The following is a 26,729-nucleotide window of genomic DNA, read 5'->3' as shown; positions in this document are numbered from 1 at the left end:
GCATAGGGTGTCGCGCTGTCTGCCTCTGAACGCTTTTTGCGAAGCAGAAGCCATCTGCTAACCTTGCGCCGAATCCCTCCCGCTCCGCGATGCGCAGGGCGTTCCGACCGGGGTCCGGCAAAGGATTGCAGTATGGCAGAGGCATTCTTCGACATCGTGTTCGCCGCCGATCCAAGGTTCCCCGGGGGAACGTCAACAGCCCTCGCCAGTGAAGTCAAGGCTGCGCGCCGCGCGGGACTGTCGGCAGCACTTTTGCCGGTGCTAAGCCCGCTGCTGAAACAGGCGCGCCCGGTGCATCCCCAGATTAAGTCCGCGCTGATCGAAACCGGCACCCCGATGATTGGCCCAGCCATAACGGTCGAGACACGTTTTGTAGTGCTGCATCATCCGCTTGTGTTCAACCAACTGCCCGCCGCGCCTTTGTCTGTGCGGGCAGAGCATGGCGTTGTGGTGCTGCATCACCCGCCGCATGATGGCCGGGGCATTTCCGACTATGACCCGGCAGAGGTATTGCGCATGACGGGGTTGATGCTGGGCGTAACGCCTTGGCTTGCACCGGTTGGTCCCTTGGTCCGGAAGCAACTGGCGGGACTTGAGTCCCAGACCTTACCGCTTGACTGGCTGAACCTGATTGACCTTGACGATTGGCCGGATCAATCCGAGCGCATCGCAGCCCCATTGCCCGCAACACTGCGCATCGGGCGCCATTCGCGACCGCATCCCCCCAAGTGGCCGGATACGGTTGAAACGGCGCTCGCGGCTTATCCTTTTGCGCCCGATATTCACGTCTCCATGCTGGGGGCCGACCCGGAAGCACTGGCCCGGCGATATGGGGTTACTTGTCCCGCGCATTGGCGGTGCCTGCCCTTTGCCAGCCAGACCGCCGCAGATTATCTGGCGACACTTGATGCCTGGGTATACTTTCATGGCGACGATTGGGTGGAAGCCTTTGGCCGCGCAATCCTGGAGGCAGCAGCTTGTGGTCTGCCCGTCATCTTGCCCCCGCATTTCCGCCCGTTGTTCGGCCCCGCCGCTATTTATTGCCGCCCAGAGGAAGTGGCCGACACCTTGGCCGACCTTCGCGTGAATGACGCCGCCCGTGGCCTTCAGGCCCGGCGCGCCCGCGCCCATATTGGCAAGGCCTTTGCCCTGGAAAGCTACCCGGCCCGGTTTGCAGCAATCGATCCTGCATTTGCCAGCATTCGCCGGGCCAGCGCATTGCCGCCCGTTCCTACCGTATCCGCCCCCCCGTCCATCAGACGTCTGGGGGCCGACCGCATCCTGATGATGAGCTCGAACGGCGTTGGTCTTGGCCATCTGACCCGCCTTCTTGCGATAGCCGAGGCAGACCCGACCCAGCCGCAACCTGTCTTCTTCACCCTCTCCCGCGGGGAGCCCTTTGTGCAGCAGGCAGGTTTCCCCTGTGAGTTCAGTCCTTTTCACCGAAATCTTGATGTCGATACTGACGCATGGAACGACAACCTTGCCCTATCGCTGACAGAAGCATCCGATTTTCATGGGGTGGGAGTTTTTGTCTTTGACGGCAACATTCCCTATCAGGGCGTTCTGGATTTCATGGCGGGCCGTCCGCATATCCGCACGGTCTGGAGCCGGAGGGGCTTTTGGCGCAATGACCACGATCCGGCGCTGGCGCGTGGCGGGGCCTTTGATCTTATCCTGTCGCCCGGCGACTTTGCCGACATCATAGACAATGGCCCCACGGCACATGATCGGGCTGCAAATCAGCTTCGCCTGCCGCCGATATGGCGTGTGCCGCCCGGACCGGTTTTGTCACGCAAGGATGCGCGGCGCGCACTTGACCTGCCCGAAAGCGGCGCATGCGTTCTGATCAGCCTTGGCTCGATGGTGAATAATGATCTGGGTGGGATGCCTTCGCTTATTGTTGCGGCAATCCGGGATGGCGGTGACATCCCTGTTGTCTTGCGCTCACCGCTGGAACCCGAAGGGCTTTCAGTGCCCGAAGGTGCGCTTTTACGGGCGGTTTATCCGGTAACGCCTTGCCTTGCTGCCTTTGATTATGCCGTGTCAGCGGCTGGATATAACAGCTTTCACGAATTTACCGCCGCTGGCCTGCCCACAGTGTGGCTCCCGAACGAGGCCGGAGAGATGGACCGCCAGGAACTACGTGCCCGTTTTGCCTGGATCACCGGAGCGGGAGAAATGTTGCGGGCCAGTGATAGGATGCGCGTCAACCCGGTTCTGGACCGGATGCGCGATCCTGCCCATCGTGCCAGCCTGTCCGCCCGCGCCCGTGCGCTGGCGACCGGCAATGGTGTCTGTCTGGCGGCAAGCTTGCTGGCAGATCTGTCCTGTATGACAGTGTTCCGCAGCGATGCAGAGCCTGCGCGGCATGTCTGATCACCCTGCCGTGCTGACCGCGTAATGGGCCTTGTCCAAAAATACCGGGCTTATTGTCACGCCCCAACCCGGTGCGTCAGTAACTTCGACATGGCCATCAAGCACCTTATATGGCCGTTCAAGAAACAGATCATCTGCCCATTGCTGGCTGTATGGTCCCTCAATCGAGTATTCCAGATATTTGCCCGCATTGGGAATTGCCCGCAGAAGGTGCATGGAACACAAGGTCACCAGCCCATGATTGGCCGAATGCGGGGTGCAGGGCAGGCCCGCATCTGCCGCCATCCGGGCCACTTCCAACGTGCGGCACATCCCGCCAAGATACAGGATATCGGGTTGCACCACATCAACGACCCGAGACCCGATCATGGTTTTCCAAGCCGATAATTCGCAGTCCTGCTCGCCACCCGTCACATCAATCGGCAAGGCGTCGGTCACCTGCTTTGTCCAGTCAAATTCCCAATAAGGACAGGGTTCCTCGAAATGCGAGATGCCATTATCGACCAGAAGCTGACCCAGTTCGATGGCACGGGCCGGGGAAAAACCGGAATTGCCATCTACCAGCTTGTCGATCCCGTTGCCCAGCGCCTTGGCGACATGCGGCACAATGGCCTCTGACCGGCCCGGCCATTGGTCAAAGTCGCGACCACATTCCTTGCCAACCCGCCATTTAAAGGCGGTGATGCCCGCCTCATCGCGCAGGCGGCAAAGGCGTGTGGCCTCCTCCTCAGGTGTGATGTCGCGGCGCATCGAACTGCCGTAAATCCGCAGTTTGCCTGGGCTGCCCCCGATCAAAGAGGTGACAGGCTTACCCTCGACCTTCCCACGCAAATCCCAAAGGGCCGTATCCAGCCCCCCCGTCGCACGGCGCAGATAGGCGCCGGGAAACTTGCACTCGCGCTCTGCAATCAAGGCGATCAGATCCGTGAAATCCAGCGCATTTGTCCCCAGCGCATGTGGTGCCACTTGCCGGTGCAGCACGTCGCAAGTGATGTCGGCATTGTAAGTTGAAACTTGCCCCCATCCTTCGTCGCCGCTGTCGGTCGTGACACGCACAAAGCCGATCAATGGGGTGGTGAAGGTTTCAATCTTTGCGATCTTCATATGCGGCTTCCTTCAATGGGTCTGCTAAACGCCCCGGTTTGCGTCGTCGATGGCATAGAGGTTTTGCCGGATATGCCGCGCGACGGGGCGACCATTGGCGATCAGCCATTCCTCGGTTTCAAAGAAATGCTTGCCGCGCACATCCCATGCCCGGATGATCCGGGCAGAGGTCTGGCAGGTCGCCCCGATGGGAACGCTGTCGCAATGGGCGACCTCGAACCCGGCAAGGATCACCGGCGCAGGCAGCGCCAGATTGCGCAGCGCAGCCTCCATCGTGACCCGCACAAGGCAGCCGGAATGAACACGTCTGCGGGTCGCAAAGAGCGCTTCGGTTTCGTGGAAATCGGACAGTGAGTCTGCCACCATGTCATCCGCCAGCACCCTGACGCCACTGCCGAGCTGAAGACCGACAGGAACTTCACCCATCCGAATGCGATGGCGGGGATCAGCCATTTGCAGCAATGGCAAGGTGTTGGGAGGCTGGGGTACGGTGTGGGCAAGGCCGATGCTTCCTTCTAGTACAACCTCGCCGGTTTCAGCATGGCTGACCGTGACCGCAGCCCCAATTCCGCCTTCGGTTGGCGCAACCGGGCCACGCTGCACCAAAAGCGGATCGCCGTTGTAGACAGGCTTGCGAAAGCGGACAGATGCCGTGCCGCGGCGCAACCAATCTTCGCCCCAGCCCATCACGGCAAGGCGCGTTGCGTGGCCATAAACGAACACCCCCGGCAACAGCGCTGCGCGAAAGCCCATGGCGCGGGCCGTTGCATCCTCGTGGCTGGTGCCCGCATAGCGCGGTCGTGGGTCCAGTCGGGCCGTCAGCTCCAGCCGTTCGGGCAAAGTGTCGATCATGTGCCCGGCTCCGGCGTGTCGGCAAGGGCTCCGCTGGCCATGATCTGCGCGATTTCCGCCTCAGACAATGCCAGCACATCGCGCAGCACATAATCATTGCCTTCGCCAAAACCGGGTGATGCGGTCCGGGCAGAGCCTTGGGCGATGTCTGAATGAAAGGGCAGACCGGGATGATCATGCCGCCCCGCAACCGGGTGATCCAATGTGGTGAAGAACCCACGTGTGCGCAGATAGTCCGACCGCGCCAGATCGGGCGCTGTTTCCACGGCTGAGGCGGCAACACCGATGGCTTGCAAGTGCGAAGCGATTGCGTGCCGGTCCTGCAAGCGGGTCCAGGCGGCAATGAGGTCATCCAGCGCATCTTCGTTGGCCTTGCGTGCGGCCAACGTTACAAAGCGCGGATCCTGTACCAACTGCTTGCCACCCACTGCGTTTGAAAGAACAGACCATTCCGCATCAGACCGGGCCGCGATTGCCACCCAACTATCGTCACCCAGCGCCGGATAAGCATTGTGGGGCGCGATGTCGGCCCGGCGATTGCCATCCGGGGGCACATCTGCACCCTCGATCAACTCTGGTCCGATGAACTGCATCGCGCCTTCAACCTGTGCCATTTCAATGTGCTGGCCCTGGCCTGTCCGGTCGCGGTGATGCAGGGCCGTCAGCAAGGCCGCCGCTGCGTTAAACCCGCCAATCGGGTCCATATAGGATGGGCCGGTCACCGTGGGCTGCCCGCCCGGATATCCGATCATCGCAGACATTCCGGCCGCCATTTCCATCGTAGGCCCAAGCGCGGCAAAGCCAGCATCAGGACCGGTCAAACCATAGGCGGGCATCTCTATCACGATCAGACCGGGGTGATCCTTTGACAAGGTGGCATGATCCAGACCGAGCCGCTCCAGCAGACCGGGTCGGAAATTGCAGATCAACACATCAGACTGTGCAACCAACCGACGCACGACAGAAAACCCCATTGGATTTTTCAGATCCACCACAAGTGATCGCTTGTTCAAATTCTGCGAATTGAAGGTAAAGCAGCGATCCCAAGGCCGCGCGCCCGGATCAAGGTCGGGATAGGTCACCGGATTTGGGCGATCACGGTTCGACCGCCATGTATTCGTGCGGGTCGGGCTTTCAATATGAAAGCTCTCGGCCCCAAACCAAGACAGAATGCGCCCAGCCATCGGCCCAGCCCAAGCTGTTGTAAGTTCGACCACGCGGATTCCTTCAAGTGGCAGCATGGGCCTTGTCCTTCGGTTCACGGGCCGGGGTCACAGCCATGCGGAACGGCGGGCCGGGCAGCACGAACGTCTCTTGGCCAATTGTCACTGGCCGCCAGTAGCCCCGCGCAGCAAGATGCTGGCTGGCCCGCAACTCACTGATCCGGTAAGCGCGGGCCGCAATGATGCTCATGCCCTGCAAGTCCGCGACAAAGGCATCTGGGTCGTGCTGATCCACCTTTTCCTGAACCAACGCAAAAAAGGCGGGCCAGTGGTTCTGTCTTTCATGCGCCTCGGCAAAGCGCGGATCTGTCAAGCAATGGTCCAGAGCCAGCGACCGACAAAGCGCCGGGAACCGGTTGGAATAGATCCAAAGGCACACCCATGACCCCCGGCATAGCACCTGTCCGGCGGGAATGTCCTGATCGCCCCGGCGCCGATCCGTACCGTTGTAAATCGCCTGCAAAGCATAGGGAAAACACATCGCGGCAGCGGTTTCAGCGGCGTCGATGCGAATGCAGTCGCCCTGCCCGGTTTGTGCCCGCACACGAAGGGACGCCATGATCTGAATGTATGCGGCCTGCCCTGCGGCGTAAGAGGCACGATTGCCTGTGCCGTACAGCGGCTCTTTGCCTCGGGTGCCGTTCGAAATCATCATGCCCGACGCCGCCTGCAAGACGATCTCGGGGGCAAGCCAGCCGGCCTTTGGCCCCGTCGCGCCAAATCCGCTGATGCAAACGACCAGAACGGCCGGCTGGTTGCGCCGCAATTCATCAGCATCGTCGGCCGGGCCACAGATCACAACATCTGGTGGCCCCGGCGGCGAACCAAGACGTTTGCCAAGGTTCAGATGCAGGTCCAGCGCGGTTGATCGGTCACCAGTGCCACCTGCCGCAATATCTGAATGATCCGATCCGGTTTCCAGCCAGACCTCTGCGCCAAAATCACACAACAGCTTTCCGCAGAACTGCCCCGCGATACTGCCAGAGCGGTCATGGACCACCAACCCGTCAAGCGCAGTAATCATGCCCCGGTCCTCTGGTTTGAAATCGGAAACGGTTGGGGATAATGGCAGGCAATAGCACGACCGGGTTCAACCTGCGAAAGCTCTGGCCGTTCCTGCGCGCAACGATCCGTCGCGATCGGGCATCGGGTGCGAAAGGCACAGCCCGAGGGCACGTTGGACGGACTTGGCACATCGCCCTGAAGGATAATGCGGTTGCTTTTCGCTTTCAGGTCAATGCGCGGCGCGGCCGACAACAGCGCCTCGGTATAGGGGTGGTGCGGGGCGGAATAAATCTGGTCTTTTGTCCCCAGCTCAATGATCCGACCCAGATACATCACCGCCACACGATCAGCGACATGGCGCACAACGGCCAGATCATGCGCAATGAACAAGAAGGAAAAGCCCTTTTGCCGTTGAAGATCCTGCATCAAATTGATGATCTGTGCCTGAATCGAGACATCCAACGCCGAGACAGGTTCATCTGCCACGATAAAGGACGGATCGACCGAAATAGCTCGTGCAATCCCGATCCTTTGCCGCTGCCCACCCGAAAACTGGCGCGGCTTCCTATCCATATACGACGCTGGCAAACCCACCATTTCCAACAGACGGGCAACCTTTTCGCGGCGTTCCTTGCGCGAACCAGACAGACCAAAGCTGTCCATTGGTTCGGCTATGATGTCTGCCACCGTGCGACGCGGGGAAAGTGAGCCAAACGGATCCTGAAACACCATCTGCATGTGTTGCCGCATCCGGCGCAGGTCCTCTTTTGACAGCGCACTCATATCCTGGCCGTCAAAGATGACCGAGCCTTCAGACATTTCGATCAGATGCAGCAGCAAACGACCCAGCGTGGATTTCCCACAGCCGCTTTCACCCACGACGGCCAGTGTCTCGCCCCGGTGAACCTGAAAGCTGACACCATCCACCGCGCGAACAGGGGCGCGGCGCGGACCCATGCGCAATGTGGTGTCCACAAAGGTCTTGCTGATCTTTTTCACGTCCAGCAGTACACTCATGCGACGGTCTCCGGCTGTGTTGCCCAGCAGGCGGCGCGATGATCCGGGCTGTGGGACACAAGGGGTGGCATCTCAACCGCGCAGCGGTCCATGCGCATCGGGCAGCGCGCCCGGAATGGACAACCTTCGCGGATGGTCCCGGCGGGCGGCACGGAACCGGGAATCTGGTAAAGCCTGTCGCGCGTATCGGTTAGCGTCGGCACCGACTGCAAAAGCCCCTGCGTGTAAGGGTGGCGGGCATTGGTGAACAACGCCTCAACCTTTGCGTCCTCGACGATATGGCCTGCGTACATCACGACCACGCGCTCGCAGATTTCAGCAACAACCCCCAGATCATGGGTGATGAGCAGAATTGCCGAATTGAAGCGGCGCCGGATATCAAGCATCAGTTCCAGCACCTGCGCCTAGATGGTGACATCCAGCGCCGTTGTAGGCTCATCCGCGATAAGCAATTGTGGGGTGCAGGCCATCGCCATGGCCGCCATTACCCGCTGTCGCATGCCGCCCGAGAACTGGTCGGGATAGGCGCCCAACCGGCTTACGGGGTCCGGCATTCCCACCAGCCGCAACAGCGCAATGACACGCTCACGCCGCTCTACTGCCGACATCGGCTCATGAAGCATGATCGCTTCATCTATCTGGTCGCCAATGGTGATCAGCGGATTCAGCGAGGACATCGGCTCTTGAAAGATCATGCCAATTTCCTTGCCCCGCACCGCAGGCATATCCCGTTTCGGCAGGCGCATCAGGTCGCGACCGTTGAAATAGACCTCGCCGGACACGCGCGCCGGAGGTTCGGGCAACAGGCGCAGGATGGAAAGTGCGGTCATCGACTTTCCTGACCCACTTTCACCAACCACCCCCAGCGCTTCACCCGCGCGCATCGAAAACGACACGCTATCGACCACGCGCAAAGGCCGCGAGACTGGGCCAAACTCGACCGAAAGGTTACGGATTTCCAAAAGGGGCACGGTCATTGATTTGTCTCTGGGTCAAGATGGTCGCGAACCGAGTCACCGATGATGCTGATCGCCAGCACGACGATGGTGATGGCAAGGCCGCCCGCGAAAATCGGCCATTGCGTTGCGAACATGCTGTTAAGCCCGTCACGGATGATATTGCCCCAAGACGGGTTCGGCGGGCGCGTGCCGATTCCCAAAAAGGACAATGTGGCCTCGATCCGGATAGAGCTTGCTGACCACAGCGCCATCAGCACCACAATGGGGGCCGAGATGTTGGGGATGATATGCCGGATGATGATATGCGGCGTTGAGACCCCCGCAGCGATGGCCGCCTCGACATATGGTTCTTGCTTGACCGAAAGGGTAGAGGCACGCGCCACCCGCGCAAAACCGGGCGTAAAGGCGACAGTCAGCACCACAACGATATTCCAGAAGCTGCCCCCCAGTGCCGCAGCAATCAGGATCGCCAGCAAAAGTTCGGGAAAGGCCATCAGCATGTCGATGATCCGACTGATAACTCGGTCTACGATCCCACCAAAATATCCTGCAGCAACGCCAAGGATGGTACCGAAAAACGCCGCGAAGACAGGCGAGAGAAGGCCGAAAATCAACGATTTGCGCGATCCGTGGATCAACCGGCTTAGCACATCACGGCCAAATTGGTCAGTGCCCAGCCAATGCTGTGCAGTAGGGGTCTGGTTGATCCGAAGCATCGACTGCCGCAACGGATCATAGGGTGCAATCAGCGGGGCCAATACCGCCACAAGAATGAATATGATGACCACAACAAAGGCGATCTGGGTCGAGGGGCGGTCCAGCACGACGCGGGAAAATGCCTCTCGAAAGCCCGGCTCGGGCGCAAGAATTTCCCGCTCTGCAATCAGCTCGGCCGAAGGTGTCTCGGTGCGCACATCAGTCATGATTTCACCCGAATGCGCGGATCGACGATGATATAGACAAGGTCCATGAACAGGTTCACGAGGATGACGAAGAAGGCAAACATCATTACACCTGCCTGAATGACGGGATAATCGCGTTCTTGAATGGCCGTGATAAGCAAGCGGCCGATGCCCGGACGGTTGAACACCAGTTCCACCGCAACCGACCCCGAAAGTGTGGCAAGGATCGACAGGCCCAAGCCCGTTGACAGCGGCAGCAACGCATTGCGCAGGCTGTGGCGAAAGATCACTCTGCCTTCTCTTGCGCCCTTGGCCCGCGCGGTTCGCACATAGTCACGCCCCATCACTTCCAGCAGTGACGTTCGGGTCAGCCTGCCCATAAAGGCAGATTTCAGAAAGGCCAGAGTGATTGCAGGCAGCAAGATGTGGTGCAGACCGCCCCAGAAACCGACGCCCGCGCCATTGATCGGGAACCAGCCCAATTGCAATGAAAACACTACCAGCAAAATGGCCGCCAGATAGAAGTCAGGCACCGAATAGCCGATCAGGGAATACAGCCGCAGCGCGTTGTCTGGCCATTTGTTTCGCTGCGTGGCGGCATAGATGCCCAGCGGAATACCCACCGTCATGCCCAGTGCTACCGATGTGATGGTCAGATAAACCGTGTGCGGCAGGTTGTTGGCGATCAGCGTGCGGATCGGCACATCAGTCATCAGGGATCGCCCGAAATCCAGCCGCACCGCATCCCATAAAAAGCGCACATATTGCAGCCAAAGCGGGTCATTCAGACCCATACGCTCGCGAAAGGCCTCCAGTTGGCCGCCGTCTGCGTTTTGACCCAGCACCGCCAGCGCTGGGTCACCCGGTAATATGCGCATGGCAACGAACACCAGCGTCAGCACCAGAAACAAGGTGGGTACCATGTCCAGAAGCCGAAGTATCAGGTATCTTGCCATGCGCTTTCTTCCTTCTCAGGCGACGATCTTTGCCTTGCAGAACCGCCAATAGGCATAGCCACCCTGCACTTCGTAACCAAGATCGATCCGCGGATTGCGCACGACCAGATATGACAGTGTCGGCAAGCCACCCATCGGCAGATCACGTTGAATCTGCAGCTCCACCTCGCGCCCTTTGGCGACGTAATCGTCAAATGTGGTAGATTGCAGCATCTCGGCCAGCAGATTGTCGACACCCGGCATCGCCACGCCATAATGCGAGTAGTTCGCCCCGCCCTTGCCATCGGCCGTCATGTTCGCTGTCGACACCGCATAGTCATTGAAGACATACAGCGGCACCGGCGGCAGTGACGACGAGTTGATGTTAAGGGTGTTCAGGTTCTGCCGGTTTGTCGCGTGATAGGCAGAGTGGTCCATGATCGTCAGGTCGATGTTGACGCCGATCTGCCGCAGCTGTTCCTGAATGATCAGGTGCTGTGTGCTGTAGTCTTCGCGTTGCGACGTGTTGACCTGTATGGTCAGCCCATTGGCAAAGCCTGCATCGGCCAGCATCTTCTTGGCTTCGTCGGGGTCGTATTCGTAGCGCAGATCCTCGGGCAGATCTTCCAGCGCGAACCCGGTCGGGTAGTTCGGCGGGTTAAGCGTGTAGACCATCCGTGACATGGGTTGCAACGCATCGACGATTTCTTGCTTGTTGATGCCATGCATGATCGCCTTGCGAACAAGAATGTTCTGCAACGGATCTTTTTCCATATTGAAAAACAGCGTATTGAACGATCCCGGCACAGTCATGTCGAACAAGAGATCAGGCTTTTGGTTCTGGATCTGCGGCACCCAACCGGGTTGGCGCACACCTTCGGCCATGTCCACATCCCCGGACATCAGCGCCAACGTGCGTGCCGTGGTATCCGCGATATAGAGACACTCGATATTCGAGATGATCGCAGGTTCGCCCCAGTAATCGACATGACGGCGCAAGAAGATGCCGCGCTCGGTGTCGAACCGCTCCAGCTCATAGGGGCCGGTTCCGACAGCTTCGGTCAGGAACGCCTCGCCCAGATCTTCCTCGGCCTTTTTTGAGATGACCATGACGTGCCGGGCCGTGACGGTAGAGCTGAGGAACATCGGATCAGGATTGTGCAACCTGATCGTAACCTCATAGGGACCAGACTCGATGATCTCGGCAAGGTTGCTGTAGTTGGCGGTGTTCACACCTTCATCACGGGCGCGCACAAAGGTCCGCACCACATCTGCTGCGGTCATTTCGCCATAGCCCCGGTGAAACTGAACCCCCCGGCGCAATGTGAACACCCAGGTTTTCGCGTCATCCGAGGTGGTCCAGCTTTCGGCAAGCCATGGCTCGAAATCATTGGGTGTGATGCCGAAGTTGCCATCTGGCGGGCGAGCCAGATACTCAAAAACTTGCACGACGGCCCAGTTGTCCGACCCTTGCGTGGTCTGGTTGGGGTCCAGTCGGCGCGGGCCGCCCGCTGCGCTGGCAAAGCGCAAAGTATCAGGTATTGCGGCGCGGAGCCGGGGCGCGAACAGACCGGCCGCCGAAGCGGCAACAGCCGTTCCAAGAAGTGTCCGTCTCGTAATCATCCTTGGTCCTCCCTTTTGTGTTCAGAGGGCATTTGCCCTGCGTTCCTTTCCCCGGTTCTTACTGCGCCGGGGTTGCAATCATGACCGGTCAAAGACGTCGCCGGTCCAGTTCCTCATCGCGCACCCGAAGACCCAGACCCGGCCCCCGGGGCACCTCAAAGGTTCCGTTCTTCGGAAGTGGCGGATTTTCAAAAGCCGGATGCATGCGGTCATCAGGGTCCGCGAATTCGGCTGGTTTGGTATTGTGCATCAGCGTGGACAGAACATGCAGGTTCGCCACATGGCCAATGCCCGGTTGGGTCTGGTGCGGCACCAGTTCGACACCATGCGCAAAACAGATCGCCGCGCATTGCATCAAACCGGTGATGCCACCCATCTTGACGATATCGGGCTGCACCATCCGCACGCCCGCATTGATTATATCCACCAACGCCTGCGTTGTGTACGTCTGCTCTGCGGCGGAAACCGTGATATCAAGCCGTTGCGCAACTTCGCCCATAGCCCGCACGTTGTAATGCTGGACCGGCTCTTCGAACCAGATATAGCTCAGATCCTCCAGCGCCCTGCCAACACGGATCGCCCCACCGACCGAGTATTGGTTATTCGCATCGAAGGCCAAGGGGTAGGCATCTCCTACCAGCTTGCGAACGGCCCGCGCCTTGGCGATATCGCCTGGAATGTCATGGTCTTGCCGGGTACGGTCACCGTCCCAGCGGATCTTGATGGCGGCGGGTGTTTCGGTCTGCCAGCGGGCCTCGACAACCCGCACTACATCATCAACCGAACGGTCCGCATTGCCTCCGATAGAGGCGTAGAAAGGCAGCGTGCTTCGCCAAGCCCCACCAAGCAGCTTAAAGACCGGTAAGCCAAGCGCTTTGCCCTTGATATCCCAAAGCGCGATGTCCAAAGCGGCAAGCGCGCCTGTAACCGCACCCTCGGGGCCAAGCTTGATGTAGCGGTGCAAAAGCCGATCCTGAAGGACCGCCTGATCAAACGGATCAGCCCCGATCAGCGAAGCCGCAAAGTCGCGCACGACGAGCAAACTGTGTTCGCCCCCCATCATCGGGGATGCCTCGCCATATCCGGTCAGGCCACTTTGCGTGCGAACCCGGACAATCGCTGTCCGGCGTCCCGGCGGGTCACCCGGCCGCCACTGCACCTGAAAAGCCTCTACTGAAGAAATCCGGTGATCTCCATCGGGGGCAGCGCCTGCAAAGGCTGTGGTAGGTCTGTCATTTGCCAAGGCCCGCACCTCCCAGAACATCATCCCCAAGCACCGCACCGGACGAATCCAAGTGCCGTCATGCTCATGCTGAACAGACTTTGCATCCGTATTCAAGATTAGTTTTTAACCAATCCCACCAAGACCGCACACCAGATTCGCGCAAACCGGGGGCAACACAGGCCACAGGCAACAGTCCTTCCGCAAGCAGGATGCACCTGCAGAACACATACAATTTTCCATCAATATACTGATTTTAAATTATATAATTGAAATCATCCAAGGAGGCCATCACAAAGAGTCAAGGCTTTCATCCATAAATCATCTTGCAGTTGCAGCAGACATCAACGCCGGAGAAGAAATATCTGAAGACAGATCTTCATTGCAATGAAATCGCATTCATAGGAAATTTTTGGCATGGTCCGGTCAAACCCGCTGATGATATGGTGGGCTCTGTCAGGCACGGGAACAAGACAAGTGAGCAAAACTGAAACAGCCACAGCACGGCCCTTGACCTCTAGACAGTTGGCGGCCCTGATCGGGGTCAGCCAGTCTGCAATTTCACGCGCCTTCACACCCGGCAGCAGTATCTCGTCTGACCTTCGCAGCAAAATCCTGATGGCTGCCCGGGACTATGGCTACAGGCCAAATGCGATCGCATCTATGCTGACAACCCGGCGCACCAATATTGTCGGCGTGGTCGTCTCTGACATGCAGAATCCGTTTTACCCTGCGCTACTGGCGCAACTGACCCAAGGGTTGCAGGCCGCCGGGTTGCAAAGCCTGTTCTTCAACATCTCCCCCGGTGCGAGCATTGAAGACCAGCTGCACGCGATCCGCACCTATAATGTCGATGCGGTCGTCATCATATCGGCCACCGTGCTGAATGAACGCATGCTGACATGGGCAACCGAAGGGCGACGGTCGATCCTGCTGAACCGCTTGGGGCATGAGGACATTACAACCGTTTGTTGCGACAATACGCTTGGGTTTCGCAGTCTGGTTGACCACCTTTTTGAAACCGGGCGGCGACGGATCGGGTATGTTGCCGGGTTTACAACGTCTGGCGTCGGGTTGGTCCGCTACAGCGCCTTTACCACGCGGCTTGCCGAACTTGGGATGCGGCTTGTCGGCACGTCCACCCGACAAGCCTACACCCATGAGGCGGGACGACTGAGCACGCTTGACCTGATTCCACTTGAGCCGGATGCGATCGTTTACGCTTCGGACATCCTGGCCCTTGGCGGGATCGAAACCATCCGCATGGCAGGGCGGGCAAAGGATATTGCCGTGACGGGGTTTGACGATATCCCGATGGCGTCGTGGCCCGGCTATTCACTGACCACCTATCGCCAGCCCGTCCGCGAAATTGTTGATCGCACGGTCGAGCTTTTGCTGGCTACCGACATCGGCCCGCCTCAACGCCACACCTTGCAGGGTGAATTGATGATCCGCGCAACGACCGATCCGGCAGGCTGGGCCGACGTGCCGCCCTCTGCCTAGAGCCGTGATGGCTATAGCTTTCGCAAATAGGCCCATGAAACATAGCCTTTCAACGCACGCGCACGATCCAGCGACACGCTGCACCAACGGGTGCTGCCGGTCTGTTCGCAACTGTGAACCCGCAGCACGGTTCCGTTCGGCAATCCAACGATCACGACATACCCGACTCCGGGGCCGGCACGCATTTTCAGCATGTCATCGTCTTTTACCCCATAAACCTCATGCCGCCCCAGTGGACCTGCCTTTGCAGGCTCAACGCCCCAAAGGGGTGTCAGCACTGTCGCCATCAAGGTTGCCAGAAGTGCTTTACGCATCTTTTCTCTCCTGTTTTCTGCCTCGGCTTCAGTTCTATGGTTTCCCGCGGTCAAACGAAATAGCACAAAGCAGGCGGATCAAACCGCAGGCGGTCTTGTGCCAGAGATTTGTCATCTGCGGCGCTTTGGAATCCTAGCCTTGCGCAAGTGTACAAAAGGCGTCGATCAGATCCGAAATGTCGCGTGCACGCGCACCCACCCCGGGCACCGATGCCAGCGCGCGGGCCAGATCGGGCAAGTGCCCCGCACGGTCAATCAAATCGATAAGCGTGCCAACAAGTGTCGGGCCAACAGTGTCTTTTCTAAATAAGTCAGGTCCAAGGTCGCGCGGCCACCACGGCAAGGCATTGACGACAGATGCAATCGCCTTTGCAAGCTCCGGGCCCGGCTGCATGTCAGCAAGAAGAAGCCGGAGAGGGGCGTGAAACTCTGGCAAGCGACCGGGGAACAATGTCTTGCGCAAAAGGTCGGGCAATTCTTGTGGCGCTAACCGCAGGGTCAGTCGGTCAAGAATACTGATTGCACGCGTCACATCTGACAGTTGGTCGCTCTTGCCCTGAACAAGCAAGGCCAGCGTTTTAGCCTCGGCCCGTGGAAGGTTTGACGTATCCAGTGCCGTTGCCGGACCCAGAAGATTCTCAAGCACGACCGGATGCAACACCGGAACCCCGGCAGCAACCTGCACGTTCAAAGGGCTATCGTCTGCGCCCACAAACCTGCGCCCGATCATCAGTGCCTCATACCGCCAGTCCAGAGCCGTCTCGATCGTATGGGCAGGCAGGGCACTTAGCTGGTCGATGGTCCCGAACCGGGGCGTTGGGGACAGAAGCGGGCTGCCTGTCATGGCGGCAAGCATTCCCACAAACCGCGCAAGGGCTTGTGCGGGCGCGGTGCCGGGTGCTGACATGATCAGCCGCTCTAAAGCCGAGGGCTGATGTTCTGGCGCAGACAGCCAGCCACCAAGGCATTCTCCAAGCCGCGCGCGCGCTGTCGGGTCAGCCGTGCGGGCCAATGTGGCCAGCGCTGCCAACCAAGCCGGATGTGCCAGATCGGGTGTTTCCTGCCCAACCCTGACCTGATCTGGACCAAACCCCAGAATGTGCGCGGCAAGATCAGGGGCTGCCGCCGCAAGGCTATGGAACTCTGCCCCCGCAAAAACTGCACGGGCAAGATCAGGGTTGGTGGAAAAGTCGTGCGTGGACCAAGTCTGCGCCGGATCCTGGCCCACAGCCTCGGCCAGAATTGTCTTTTCCTCCCCGTCTGACATCTGGCGTGCCTGACGTTTTAGCGTGGCTCGGTTCCGAGCCGAGCCGGCCAAAACCTTGATTTCTTTTTCCGAAAGCACCTTTCCTGCGGCCTCACGCAATTGCGCTTGTGGTTTTTTCAACAGATCTGTCGCATCTACGCCCAAATAACTGGACATATCCGCCAGCACCTCTGGGGCGACCCCTTCCAGCGCATCTGGGTCGATCAGGGCGCGGTAGTAAAGTCCGTCCCAAAAGTCTGCGCCAAGTCGCCCCGCAGCACGGGTCTCGAACCAAGCGGCCGCTGTCGTGGCCACCGTTTTTGCTGTCGGAAGGGACAGGATTTGCGGCAGCATGACCCGGCGCAGATCCGGCACATGCTCCAGTCCCACTGAGCCAAGGGCCGGGCGCACCAGCCAGATCTGATGGGCCAGCGCATCATAAAGCATTGCGGCACGGTCACGCGGTAGGGGGTGGGGCAAACCACAGGGCACAGCCAGCACCTCTTCGATCATCTGCACTGTAATTCGGCGTAATACCAAACCCGGATTGGCCAAGGCGCGCAAGTCAGGATCAGCGATCCGGTTCAGGATACGAGAATACAGCACACGCTGACACATCTCGGCATCCAATGCGCCACGCTGATCAGCTCCGGGGTCGCTCGATAATTCGACAATTTCTGTCCGGGGGCGGTTGCGGCAAAAGGCAGCGATGACTTCAATAACCAGCGGGTTCGAGCCATAAGCCGTGATCAGGGCTGGCACCAGATCAAGGTCTGGAATGCCGAAACGGCGGAACATGTCACGCAGCTTGGTCTGCCCCGGTTTCGCCCCCAGATCACCGAGGACAAGCTGCCCCTGAACCGTAAGGCCAAGGCCGTCGATTGCAGCAATCTTATCGGACTCGCGGCCAGACAGGATCACGCGCAGCGCGGCAACACCCGCAAGATCGCGTAACAAGAGTAGCCAGTCGGCGATCAACTGCACACGGCGGCTGCCCACGATCAAAGCCTGTTCGAATGTGTCAAAGACCAACACCAATTTTCGCTGCGAAAGCCCCTTCGACGACAGAGCGGCGCCAAGCTGGCTAAGCCCCGAGTAAACGGCGGATGACGCGGCCTCTGGGTTTTCGCGTTCAGCCCCTTGAGTCGAAATCAGTTTCCGCAGCTCAGATCTGATGTCCGACAGTGGCTTGTCCAATTCGGGTAAAAGCAGGCCAAGCTGACGCAACAACTCCATCGTCAGTGCCATCCGCTCCCCTGCCCGAAGTGAGGTCTGGTCCAGATCAAAGGTCAGGAAGATCATGTCCGACTGGCGCTCAACGCGGCGGCGCAGGGCTTCGATCAGGGCGGATTTCCCGGTGCCGCCCATTCCTGCCACCAAGACAGCGCCGATACCGCCCGGCGGAACAACTTTGGGCAAAGAAACGACACCGCGCGGGTCAAGAGCAACTTCGCCGCGGTCCACATAGTGCATCAAGGCCAAAAGCTCCCTTCTGCGGCCACGGAACGGGCTTGGCAGCAGACGGTGCTGCGACAGGGCACGCTGGTTCAGCATTACCGCTCGGCGCAGCTTCCGGACTTTCGAAGGATCGGCCGCCCAACCCCGCAACATGACCCCGGCCTCTTGCAGCATCTGAATCGCCTGCACCAAGGTATTGGCGTCAAGATCTGCGCCATCAGGCAGGCCACGCACAGCCCCCGTCGCACCGCCAAGACGCAACAGGTGTTGGACGCGCTCTGTGGGTTTTTCTGAAAGTGCGGCACGGATCGCCGCGCCCAAGGCATCCCCATCAACCAGCGGAAACGTGTCAAACAGCGCGAGCTGATCGGCGGGGCTTGGCGGCAGACGTGCCAGCCCAGCGCGCCTTGCGTCGGTGGTCAGCGCCCAAAACCAGCGCCCGCCCAACGACTCTTCGACCGCCACAGCCGCGAGCGCCGAAAGCCGCTGCTCATCCATATCTGGAACCAAGGCGCGCGGGTCGAACACCCCGGTCAACGCCGCGCGCATCAGATCATCCGCGCCATGCAGGGTGTTCAACATCATTTCCATGTTTGCACTGTCCGTAGCCAGACCTGCGCCAGAACGTCAGACAGACGCTCCAGCCGATTGCGCCCTTTTCCCATCGATTGCACCATCGCTTCGACCGCGTTCAACAGACCAAGCTGCCGCTGCAATTCCGCGGGCGCTGGTGCCAGACTTTGTTCCGTCATCAACGCGGCAAGGCAGGACTCCAATGCCTCGGGTGCAACCTGATCGGGTGCGTCAAGGATTTCTATGCGCACAGAGGCAGGATCAATGCTGGGCAAGGCTGCGTCCAGCCCTATCAGAACAACGCGCAAATTGCGCATCGCTTCGGCATCGGCGTAAAGCGCATCCAGCAGCTCGCGCGCGCCCGTCTGGGGAATGGCCATGACGTCAAGCTCGTCGATGATCAACCACAGAATCAAAGGCTGCAGCGGATCTGCGCTGAGCAGCCCGGCCAGCGCCAAACGCAGCGACGGCAACAGTGTTGAGCGGATCCATGCGTTATCTGTGCCGTTTTGCAGATCCGCCTGCGGCAAGGTCGCAACGGTCGTGGGCGCCGCCCCGGCCCGTGTAAGTATGAGCTGTGCCAGAGACAGCGCCTCGACCGGAAGTTCTGATGCGGACAGGCGCACAATCCGCCTCCGGTCATGCGGCGCGCAATCCCGGATCAGTTCAGCGGTGAAGCTTTTGCCAGATCGTGGCTGGCCCCGAACGTAAACGATGGGGCGGGCCGCGTTTTGCATCATGTCTTGCACAAGATCCTGCGTCTTGCCACGACCCAGGACAGCGCGCGACCTGTCCGACAACACGATAATGCGGTTCAGCCCCGGATCGGCATCCCCCAAGCCGGGACAGGCGGAATGAATCGCAGAAAGACGGACCGCACGGTTGGACACAAAGACATTCTGTTCCGTGAAAACAGCGGCATGATGCAAGCCAATCGGCCGGAACGCATGGTCAAGGCAAAGCCCCCCAGATGATCCGCCATCCGTCCAGGCTTTGTGGTGCAGAAAGTCTGCGCTGTTCGGGTCAAGCTTCGCGCCTGACGTGATCGCCAATCGCTGCGGATAACTTTGTGGATGTTGGAAAACAAAGAAATGATCTGTGGAGTCGTTCAGTTTGCCGGTTTTTGACAGATCATACCAACCCCTCTCTCGGCCTGGAGCCCCGGCAAGCCGGATCGCGCAAAAGTCGAGCGCATGGGGGCGCAAACCCTTCATATCTGGCAAAACAGACCCGCTTTTGGCCAGTTGTCCTGCCATAGGGCTGAAATCGACCAGCCAATCCTCGACAGCGTGATACGCTTTGCCCTCCTTGCGCTCCAGATTTTCAAAGGTGCAAACGATGTCTGCTGCGCTGCCTTCACGCGCCATCCCAGTGGCGGGGTCAATCAGGTTTGCGACGACGTGCCAATTCGTGATCACAGTCTGTGGGCCGATCAGAAAGCCCGTTCCCTCAACGCCGTCTGCCTCTATAAAGCAAAGCCGCCGCGCCACAAGATTGACCGCGCGCAAAAGCCCCGCCATGTCGATGGTCGCTGACACAGTTCTGTTCCAGCGCTGAGGCAGAACCAGATGGCCGCTTCCATCCTGCGGCCAAAGCAAAGTCTCCCGCGAGGCGGGCTCCAGAGCCGCAAGCGCGCCCGGCAGATCCAGAAACCCCAGACTGGAAAGTTCGATCAAAAAGGTGCGGTGAACTTCATATCTGGCGGTTTCCAGCAGCGCAGCGGCAAAAGCGGCCTCGGTATCCTGCAGGCCCAACGCCACAATTTTGAAATCGCGCAATCGACCGGCCGACCGTCGTTCAACTTCAGTATAAACCTGACACAAGGCCGTGCGGCCCGCTTTGAAATGGGCCGCAACAAGCGCTGCGCCTGTCGCGTCGATGGCCGGCAGATGCAAGGTGTCGCGACCGTCCTCCATTGTCAGCGCAACATGTCGGCAAGGTCAGGGTGCGCCGCCAGAACAGCCCCCAGATCATGCGCGTGGTTGGCGCGCAGCCAATCGCCAGCAAAGTGCAGACCCACTGCCCCCAGCCCGTCAGAAAGGGAGCCAACCAGCGAGCCGGAATTGCCACCCAAGGTGGTCGCGTCGTGGTCAAAAACCGTGGCATGACCGGTACCGATGACCATGCCGGGGCTAAAGTATTTCCGACGGTAAGACAGGCCAAAGATCGCGCGCAAGCGGTCAATAACATCCTGTCGCATCCGCCCTGCCTCATCTCGGGGAATGAAACCGGGGGGCGCGGGATAGCCAAGGGCAAAGAACCTGCGATTCTGAACCGAACCCAAAGTGGCAAGGGGAATGGCGGGCGGCAGGGTCGCGGCTTCACCATTCGTGACTTCAACCCGCAATACGGCAATATCCAGCTTGTCAAAGCTGATCGGCCATGCCCGGATCGGCAGGCCTCCTGCAAAAACCACCTCTGTCAGACGAAAAGCCTGTTCAGGCAGATCCGCACCGGGTGAGAAGTTGATTGTGGCATTGCGAAAGATTTGCCAGCTTGTTGGGTTTTCCAGCCTTGGCAGCGGGGCGGCGAATTCTTCCAGCACATGGCGGTTGGTCACGACAAGCCCTGACCCGATCATCCAGCCGGTGCCAAGGTGAATACCATCGCCATCGATCCGGCCAACCGAGGGCAGAATTCCCTCCTCCAACTCGGTCAGTGCCAGCGCGACTTCGCCCGCAAAGCGGCCAAACTCAGGATTATGGACATCCACGGTCTGAAGCGTTCTGCCATCGGGCGTCAGGCGTGTAGTGACCGGAATAGCCGGGCGTTCGGTCAGCGATACCAGTGCCTCCAGCACGATGGTCTGGCCCTCATTCAACTGCGCTGCTGTGCCGTCTTTGTGCAGCGCGGCAAGCGCCTGATCGCTGGTATCCAGCAGATCATCACCCCGTTCCCCGCTGCGTGAAAGCCTGTCGGACAATACCGCCAACGCAGTTGCACGGCCCTTTGGGTCGAGCATGGCCTGACCCACCTCTGGCCTGACAGAGGCTGCGGATTCAGGCGCAAGACCTGGCTGACTTGCAGCACCAAACCCGGAAAGCAAACGCGCCAAGCGGTCAGGGGACACTTCGGACCGGATCATGATCGAAGGGGCCACAGGACGCCCCCGCAACACCAGATGCGCGATCCGACTGTCACGCGCGCCGATGGCGGCCTCGGTCAATGCCGGTGTGCTTTGGCGAAACGCGCGGGCCTCTGCTGCGGCGCCGTCGCGCGCACGCCCCGCCCGGACATCTGCCATGATCAGCGCGGACAGTTCAGCGCCATGGGCCGACCAGTCGAAATCCGGGTCCGGGGCACCGGGTCCGAACAACTCAGACAGTGCTTCGGAAACCCCGCCAGAAGGGTCAACCGTGGGCGAAGTTGACTCGTAGGCCGAGGCAGAAATCTGGGTCAGCGGCAGATCAAGCAAGGCCTTTGCATCAATCACTCCGGCCCCAAGACCCGAAGGAAACCCGGTCGGGCGATGCACCGTTTGCCGGACAGCCGAGCGAAACAGCGCTTGCACCGAAACGCCGCGCTGTCGGGCGGCAGAGATCACAGCGGCGCGGCCATGGCGCTCCAGCCAGAGCGCCGCCACCCCCGCGCTAAGCGCCGTGGCAAAGGACGTGCCCTGCCCGGCCGAGATACCGTTGGTCTGCGGAACCTTGTCTGACCGCAAGGCACGCCAGACCTGTTCCGCGGGGGCCGAAAAATCAACGGCAGAGCCAGTGGATGATCCTTTCCACTTCTTATGCTGATGATTGGTGCCACCCACCGCGATCACCTCGTCATAGCGGGCGGGCCAGACCACCATCCCGACGCAATTTCCTGCCGCAGACAAAACGATGATATCTGCCGCAATCGCACGTCGGATGGCGGCCCGCAGGCTGCTGCTGAATGTCCCGCCAAGGCTCATCGTGATGACATGCGCGCCGACGCTGACGGCATGGTTGATTGCGCGGGAAATCGGCGTGGCGTTGAAGACTTTCACATCATTGATGCAGCGGATTGGCACAACCGTCGCGCCCGGCGCAGAACCAGACAATGTGCTGCCACCTTTGGCCGCCAACACGCTGACCGTGCCGGTGCCATGACCTGGGTTCGACATTTTCGAGGTTAGCGGATCGGTCGGTTTCTTGCCGCCCTCAAGCACATTCAACGTTTTGGCAAAATCAAAATTCGTGCCCGATATTTCCTGATGCGTTGCGATCCCGGTGTCAGGCTGGGCGACGATCACCCCCTGCCCCTTGCCGGGTGCCAGTGTCCAGGCTTCGGGCACGCGGGTCAGCGACAGTGCCCATGTCTTTGGCTCTGGCGGGGTTACATGGACCCAGCAGGTCGCATCCAGCACCGCGCCTTCGGGTGTCAGGTCAGGATCCGGCCCCGGATCAGTATAGATCTGGGCGCCGGTATCAGGCTCGCAAGAGATCAGCCCAAGTGCGTGGCGCAAATCTGTGGCGATGGTGAACAGCGCCTCGTCCGGTAATGTCCTGTCCAATCCGTCGGGAGAGAATGTAAGGAACTGGCTGTCATCCTGCGGCATGTCTTCCGACAAAGGGACAAGCGTAAAAGCATCGGTTCCCAACAGGTCAATCAACGCGGAACGGATCTGGTTCAAATCTGGCCCGCCTGCTGTGACCTCCAGCGCAAAGCGCAGACGTTCAGGGGCATAGATCAGGCGATCATCCGGCGCTGCTGACGCCATGGCGCGGCGGAGCAGGGGCAGTCCTGACAGATCAGACATTGTGATCAACTCCTTGTTAAATATAAATAATGACTGCTTAATTCGTATCTCCGACCACAAATAGAGTCGGTTTTGATGTCACAAGGCTACCCACGCAAGGGAATTGCGTCAAAGAAATCCAGCGCAAAACTTACCCAAGGTAAGCTATTCCATAGGTCGAGCCGGATTGAGCGACTCGCTCCATGCGTGTATCGTCAGGCTATTACACAAGATGCCGACAGCAGTTCCGTCCACCGTTTCCCGCTTGCAAGGGAAGCGGTCCGACAAGATTTTCCAGAGCCCAATTTCAAAGGAATATCGACATGAACGATACAGTTCTCAGGAATGAATATGGCGAAGTGGTCTATATGCAGAACCCCATCTCGCCGGGATTTGAATCTGCCGCCCCCCTTGTGACGCCACAACAGGTTGCGGAATTCACACTTCGCAACATCCGTGGTGAGTTGGGGCTGGCGGATACCGCCCTTGCCAGCGAACTTGGTGCAGGCTTGGAAAGCGCCGGGTCACAGCCGGTGATGGAGTTCCGGCAGGAAAAGGACGTCGCCGGAACCAAGGTTGTGATTTACCAGCAAGAAGTGCTGGGCCTTGACGTTTTTGGCGCAACGCTGGGCCTGCAGATGGATGGCGAAAGTTTGCAGCCGCACAGTCTGCAAAATGCGATGCATGCCAATGTGGTCATTGAAAATCCTCGCGCGAAATCAGACGCTGATGGCACCCGAAAGGTCACAAATGCGGCGCTGAAAAAGATGCTGGGTTTTGGCCTGTCCGACATGGACAGCGCCCGGATAGAGCGGCAGGTGGTGTATCGCTATGAACCCGATGCGCGCGAGGAAAGCCACGATCACGAAGGCTGTGTCGGCGGCGAGGGCGTGCATATTCCGCATCTTTCCAAGCCAACCATCAAGGGGTTGGAAAAGGGCAAGCACTACATCTGCGACGAGCTGCTGTTTCAGGCCGCGATGACCGAAGGGCAGGCTCCGGTCAACTGGCGCGCATTGGTCGAGCCGCAATCGGGTGATGTGCTGTATCTGCGCGCGCTTGTGGCTTGTGCCATCGGCATGGTTTTTCAGCGTGATCCGCAAACCCAGACCGGGGCGGCGGTGACGGCGGCCTCAACCAATGCGGTGCTGAACCCGTTTCGCACCTCACTGGCGCTGGACGGGCTGATTGCGAACACCCCGCAAGATCTGCGCGGAACCTTTGTGCATGTGACCGAGCGGCAAAGCCCGGTGCAGGCCCCACCCACGGTGCCCACCCCGGGGGGCAACTTTGCATTTAACGCGCAGACCGAGGATTTTACGGCGGTGAACGCCTACTATCATTGTGACCGTTTGTTCAGAAAAATGCAGGAGCTGGGGTTCAATGTTTCGAGCTATTTCAACGGCACCACGTTTCCTGTGCCTGTGGACGCGCGCGCTTTGGGTGACAATATCAACGCACAGGCCCCGGGCAATGCCAGCGGCAATGGTTTACTGGAATTGCGCTTTGGCAAGATGATGGCGGGCCAGACCATTGGCATTGCCACATCGAACCGCGTCACATGGCACGAGTTTGGTCATGCCGTGCTGTGGGATCATGTCAACAGCCCGAATTTCGGCTTTGCCCATTCGGCGGGCGATGCGATGGCCGCGATCATCAACGATCCCGGCACGGCGGCGGTGGACAGGTTCAACACGTTTCCTTGGGTGAACGCAGGCTTGCCGGGCCTGAACCGGCGGCATGACCGGACGGTGGCGACGGGATGGGCGTGGTTCGGGGCGAACTGGAACACCCAGTATGGCGGTGAGGAGGTGCTTTCGACCACGCTTTTCCGGCTTTACCGTTCCATCGGAGGGGATTCGACCAATATCAACACCCGCCGCCGCGCGGCAGATGCGGCGCTGTATCTGATCTTCAAGGCGATTGGCCTGATGACCGCAACCACCCAGTTCCCCGAGGTCTTTGAAGGGAGTATGGAAACCGCCGACAAGACCACAGGCAGCTTTCAGGGAATTCCCGGCGGGGCGTTGCACAAGGTCGTGCGCTGGTCGTTTGAAAAGCAAGGGCTGTTCCAGCCGGCAGCAGCGCCGGGCCGCCCGAATACGGTGACAACCGAAGGCAACCCGCCCGCCGTTGATGTCTATATCGACGATGGGCGTCAGGGCGAATACCAGTATCTGGCTAACCACTGGTCGTGTCAGGATATATGGGTGCGGCGATCTGCAGATGGTGGGATGACCCATCAAGACCCGCTCGTGAACCGCACCAATTACATGTATGTGCGCGTCAAGAACAGGGGCACGCAGTCTGCCCAAGCGGTCAGGGTTGATGCCTATCACGCCCTGCCTGGAACCGGTCTGGCCTTTCCTGATGACTGGGCACCGATGGCCACTCCAACGCTGCCCGCCGCTGCCCCGATTGCGCCCGGAGGCAGCGCCATAATCGGGCCATTTGCTTTTGTGCCATCGGTTGTTGGCCACGAATGCCTGCTGGCGATTGCCCATGCCACTGGCGATCCCGGCAATGACACGACGATCACCGGCACGATCCCGGAATCGCGGTTGGTGCCGTTTGACAACAACATCGGCCAGCGCAATGTGAACCCGGTACTGCCGACGCTGCGCGATCTGGTGAAGCTGCTGCGCAAGCATGTAATCTGGGTGCGAAACCCGTGGAAGCATCCGGTTGTCGCGCATATCGAGATTGAGTTGCCGGTGTTTCTGCGCAGGCTTGGCTGGTCGCTGAATGTTGTGTCGCACGGTGGGCAAAAGTTTGAGATGGGACCGCGTGACAAGCGCGAGGTGGTGTTGTCGATTGAACCCGGCAAAGAATTTGACTTGGACGAGGCCCGCAAGGCCATGGCCAAGGGTGACAACCAGATCACCGTTACCACCCTTCTGGATGGCGAGGTGTCGGGCGGCATGACCTATCAGCTGACGTTCGACAAGCAGGATGAGGACGAGAAGCCCGAGCAGGACAAGCCACGGGATAAAGAGCCAACCCGTCGCCCGACAATCGAGGAAATTCTGCGGATCTTGCGCGGAACGTCATCACCGCTTGGCGGTGGTACAATCCGCACCATGCGGCTGGAATTCGACCTCGACGATTGAACCCAGCCAGGGCCGGTCCAGATGGGCCGGCCCTGACCGTTTTCGGGAGTATCCCCTTTGGCACAGACCTTCACGCCGGGGCCAACCAGGTGGCCCCACACGATCCACCATATCGACCCGACGGCTACAATCCTACACAAGTACAAGCTGCTTTTGTGGTCTTCGACGGTCATCCTTGTGCGCCATGCGGAAAAGGGCACAGGAGCAAATCCGCCACTTTCCGTGGCTGGCCAGACACGGGCAAACCTTTTGCGCGATATGGTGCAGGATGAGGAACTGGCGGCGGTGTTTGTAACCGACACCTTACGGTCGCGGCAGACCGGGCAACCAACGGCCACGGCACAAGGATTGGCGCTGACGCTATATTCCCCAACTGATGGCGCGGCGCTGGCCCAAACCATCCGCACGCGCCATGCAGGCCGGGCGGTTCTGGTCTTGACCCATACCAACACCGTGGATGACATCGCTGGCGCATTGGGCGCACCGGGAATTGCCGAGCTGGCAGAAAGCCAGTTCGACCGGATGTTCGTGATTTCACGCAACTGGTGCGGCACCCGGCTGACCCGGTTGCGCTATGGCACCCCCACAGCCTGAGA

General features: G+C 59.6%; 19 protein-coding genes. 4 read left to right on the top strand and 15 right to left on the bottom strand.

Going from position 1 to position 26,729, the window contains the following annotated elements:
* The first annotated feature begins 132 nt into the window (after positions 1–132).
* Positions 133–2,379: a hypothetical protein gene (locus tag Q8K08_RS10355; protein ID WP_305250011.1), complete on the top strand. Its 2,247-nt coding sequence runs from the start codon at positions 133–135 to the stop codon at positions 2,377–2,379.
* Here Q8K08_RS10355 and Q8K08_RS10350 read toward each other — a convergent pair whose 3' ends face one another.
* The 11 genes from Q8K08_RS10350 to Q8K08_RS10300 all read right to left on the bottom strand — a co-directional run bounded on the left by Q8K08_RS10350 (position 2,380) and on the right by Q8K08_RS10300 (position 13,242).
* Positions 2,380–3,483, bottom strand: coding sequence for a mandelate racemase/muconate lactonizing enzyme family protein (locus Q8K08_RS10350; protein ID WP_305250010.1), 1,104 nt, complete (start codon positions 3,481–3,483; stop codon positions 2,380–2,382).
* A 24-nt stretch (positions 3,484–3,507) separates the two neighbouring features.
* Entirely contained in the window at positions 3,508–4,335 is an 828-nt protein-coding gene (locus Q8K08_RS10345) for a hypothetical protein (protein WP_305250009.1), read from the bottom strand.
* Complete coding sequence (locus Q8K08_RS10340; protein WP_305250008.1) at positions 4,332–5,576, bottom strand: CaiB/BaiF CoA-transferase family protein; 1,245 nt, start codon at positions 5,574–5,576, stop codon at positions 4,332–4,334. The genes Q8K08_RS10345 and Q8K08_RS10340 overlap by 4 nt, the downstream gene beginning before the upstream one ends.
* Complete coding sequence (locus Q8K08_RS10335) at positions 5,563–6,582, bottom strand: CoA transferase (RefSeq protein ID WP_305250007.1); 1,020 nt, start codon at positions 6,580–6,582, stop codon at positions 5,563–5,565. Before Q8K08_RS10335 ends, Q8K08_RS10340 begins: the two co-directional genes overlap by 14 nt.
* The gene (locus Q8K08_RS10330; RefSeq protein ID WP_305250006.1) at positions 6,579–7,580 is read right to left on the bottom strand and encodes an ABC transporter ATP-binding protein; all 1,002 of its coding nucleotides are present in this window, start codon (positions 7,578–7,580) and stop codon (positions 6,579–6,581) included. Before Q8K08_RS10330 ends, Q8K08_RS10335 begins: the two co-directional genes overlap by 4 nt.
* Positions 7,577–7,966, bottom strand: a complete 390-nt coding sequence (locus tag Q8K08_RS10325) for an oligopeptide/dipeptide ABC transporter ATP-binding protein (protein WP_305250005.1) — start codon at positions 7,964–7,966, stop codon at positions 7,577–7,579. Before Q8K08_RS10325 ends, Q8K08_RS10330 begins: the two co-directional genes overlap by 4 nt.
* Before the next feature lie 18 nt (positions 7,967–7,984).
* Positions 7,985–8,557 (bottom strand): ABC transporter ATP-binding protein, encoded by a 573-nt coding sequence (locus Q8K08_RS10320; protein ID WP_305250004.1) that lies wholly within the window; start codon positions 8,555–8,557, stop codon positions 7,985–7,987.
* Complete coding sequence (locus Q8K08_RS10315; RefSeq protein ID WP_305250003.1) at positions 8,554–9,462, bottom strand: ABC transporter permease; 909 nt, start codon at positions 9,460–9,462, stop codon at positions 8,554–8,556. Before Q8K08_RS10315 ends, Q8K08_RS10320 begins: the two co-directional genes overlap by 4 nt.
* The gene (locus Q8K08_RS10310) at positions 9,459–10,397 is read right to left on the bottom strand and encodes an ABC transporter permease (RefSeq protein WP_305250002.1); all 939 of its coding nucleotides are present in this window, start codon (positions 10,395–10,397) and stop codon (positions 9,459–9,461) included. The genes Q8K08_RS10315 and Q8K08_RS10310 overlap by 4 nt, the downstream gene beginning before the upstream one ends.
* Positions 10,398–10,412: 15 nt before the next feature.
* Entirely contained in the window at positions 10,413–11,999 is a 1,587-nt protein-coding gene (locus Q8K08_RS10305; RefSeq protein WP_305250001.1) for an ABC transporter substrate-binding protein, read from the bottom strand.
* Positions 12,000–12,087: 88 nt separating this feature from the next.
* Complete coding sequence (locus tag Q8K08_RS10300) at positions 12,088–13,242, bottom strand: mandelate racemase/muconate lactonizing enzyme family protein (protein WP_304798725.1); 1,155 nt, start codon at positions 13,240–13,242, stop codon at positions 12,088–12,090.
* Positions 13,243–13,698: 456 nt separating this feature from the next.
* On the opposite strand from Q8K08_RS10300, the gene Q8K08_RS10295 reads away from it, so the two are divergent.
* Positions 13,699–14,724 carry a LacI family DNA-binding transcriptional regulator gene (locus Q8K08_RS10295; protein ID WP_305250000.1) on the top strand — a complete coding sequence of 342 codons (1,026 nt, stop codon included), beginning with the start codon at positions 13,699–13,701 and terminating at the stop codon, positions 14,722–14,724.
* 11 nt (positions 14,725–14,735) lie between these two features.
* On the opposite strand, the gene Q8K08_RS10290 is transcribed toward Q8K08_RS10295, so the two are convergent.
* The 4 genes from Q8K08_RS10290 to Q8K08_RS10275 all read right to left on the bottom strand — a co-directional run bounded on the left by Q8K08_RS10290 (position 14,736) and on the right by Q8K08_RS10275 (position 23,044).
* On the bottom strand, positions 14,736–15,038 hold the full coding sequence (locus Q8K08_RS10290; RefSeq protein ID WP_304800909.1) for an SH3 domain-containing protein: 303 nt from the start codon (positions 15,036–15,038) through the stop codon (positions 14,736–14,738).
* A gap of 133 nt (positions 15,039–15,171) precedes the next feature.
* Positions 15,172–18,333: an ATP-binding protein gene (locus Q8K08_RS10285; protein ID WP_305249999.1), complete on the bottom strand. Its 3,162-nt coding sequence runs from the start codon at positions 18,331–18,333 to the stop codon at positions 15,172–15,174.
* Positions 18,324–20,231 carry a serine protease gene (locus Q8K08_RS10280; protein ID WP_304800903.1) on the bottom strand — a complete coding sequence of 636 codons (1,908 nt, stop codon included), beginning with the start codon at positions 20,229–20,231 and terminating at the stop codon, positions 18,324–18,326. The genes Q8K08_RS10285 and Q8K08_RS10280 overlap by 10 nt, the downstream gene beginning before the upstream one ends.
* Before the next feature lie 2 nt (positions 20,232–20,233).
* Positions 20,234–23,044 (bottom strand): S8 family serine peptidase, encoded by a 2,811-nt coding sequence (locus Q8K08_RS10275; protein WP_305249998.1) that lies wholly within the window; start codon positions 23,042–23,044, stop codon positions 20,234–20,236.
* 302 nt (positions 23,045–23,346) lie between these two features.
* Here Q8K08_RS10275 and Q8K08_RS10270 point away from each other — a divergent pair, with 302 nt between their 5' ends.
* On the top strand, positions 23,347–26,133 hold the full coding sequence (locus Q8K08_RS10270; protein WP_305249997.1) for a hypothetical protein: 2,787 nt from the start codon (positions 23,347–23,349) through the stop codon (positions 26,131–26,133).
* 57 nt (positions 26,134–26,190) lie between these two features.
* On the top strand, positions 26,191–26,727 hold the full coding sequence (locus Q8K08_RS10265) for a histidine phosphatase family protein (RefSeq protein WP_305249996.1): 537 nt from the start codon (positions 26,191–26,193) through the stop codon (positions 26,725–26,727).
* Positions 26,728–26,729 lie beyond the last annotated feature (2 nt).

Source organism: Pseudotabrizicola sp. (assembly GCF_030684215.1).
GTDB lineage: Bacteria > Pseudomonadota > Alphaproteobacteria > Rhodobacterales > Rhodobacteraceae > Pseudotabrizicola.
Note: the sequence above shows the minus strand (reverse complement) of the source record. Positions and strands in the feature narration are given on the sequence as shown.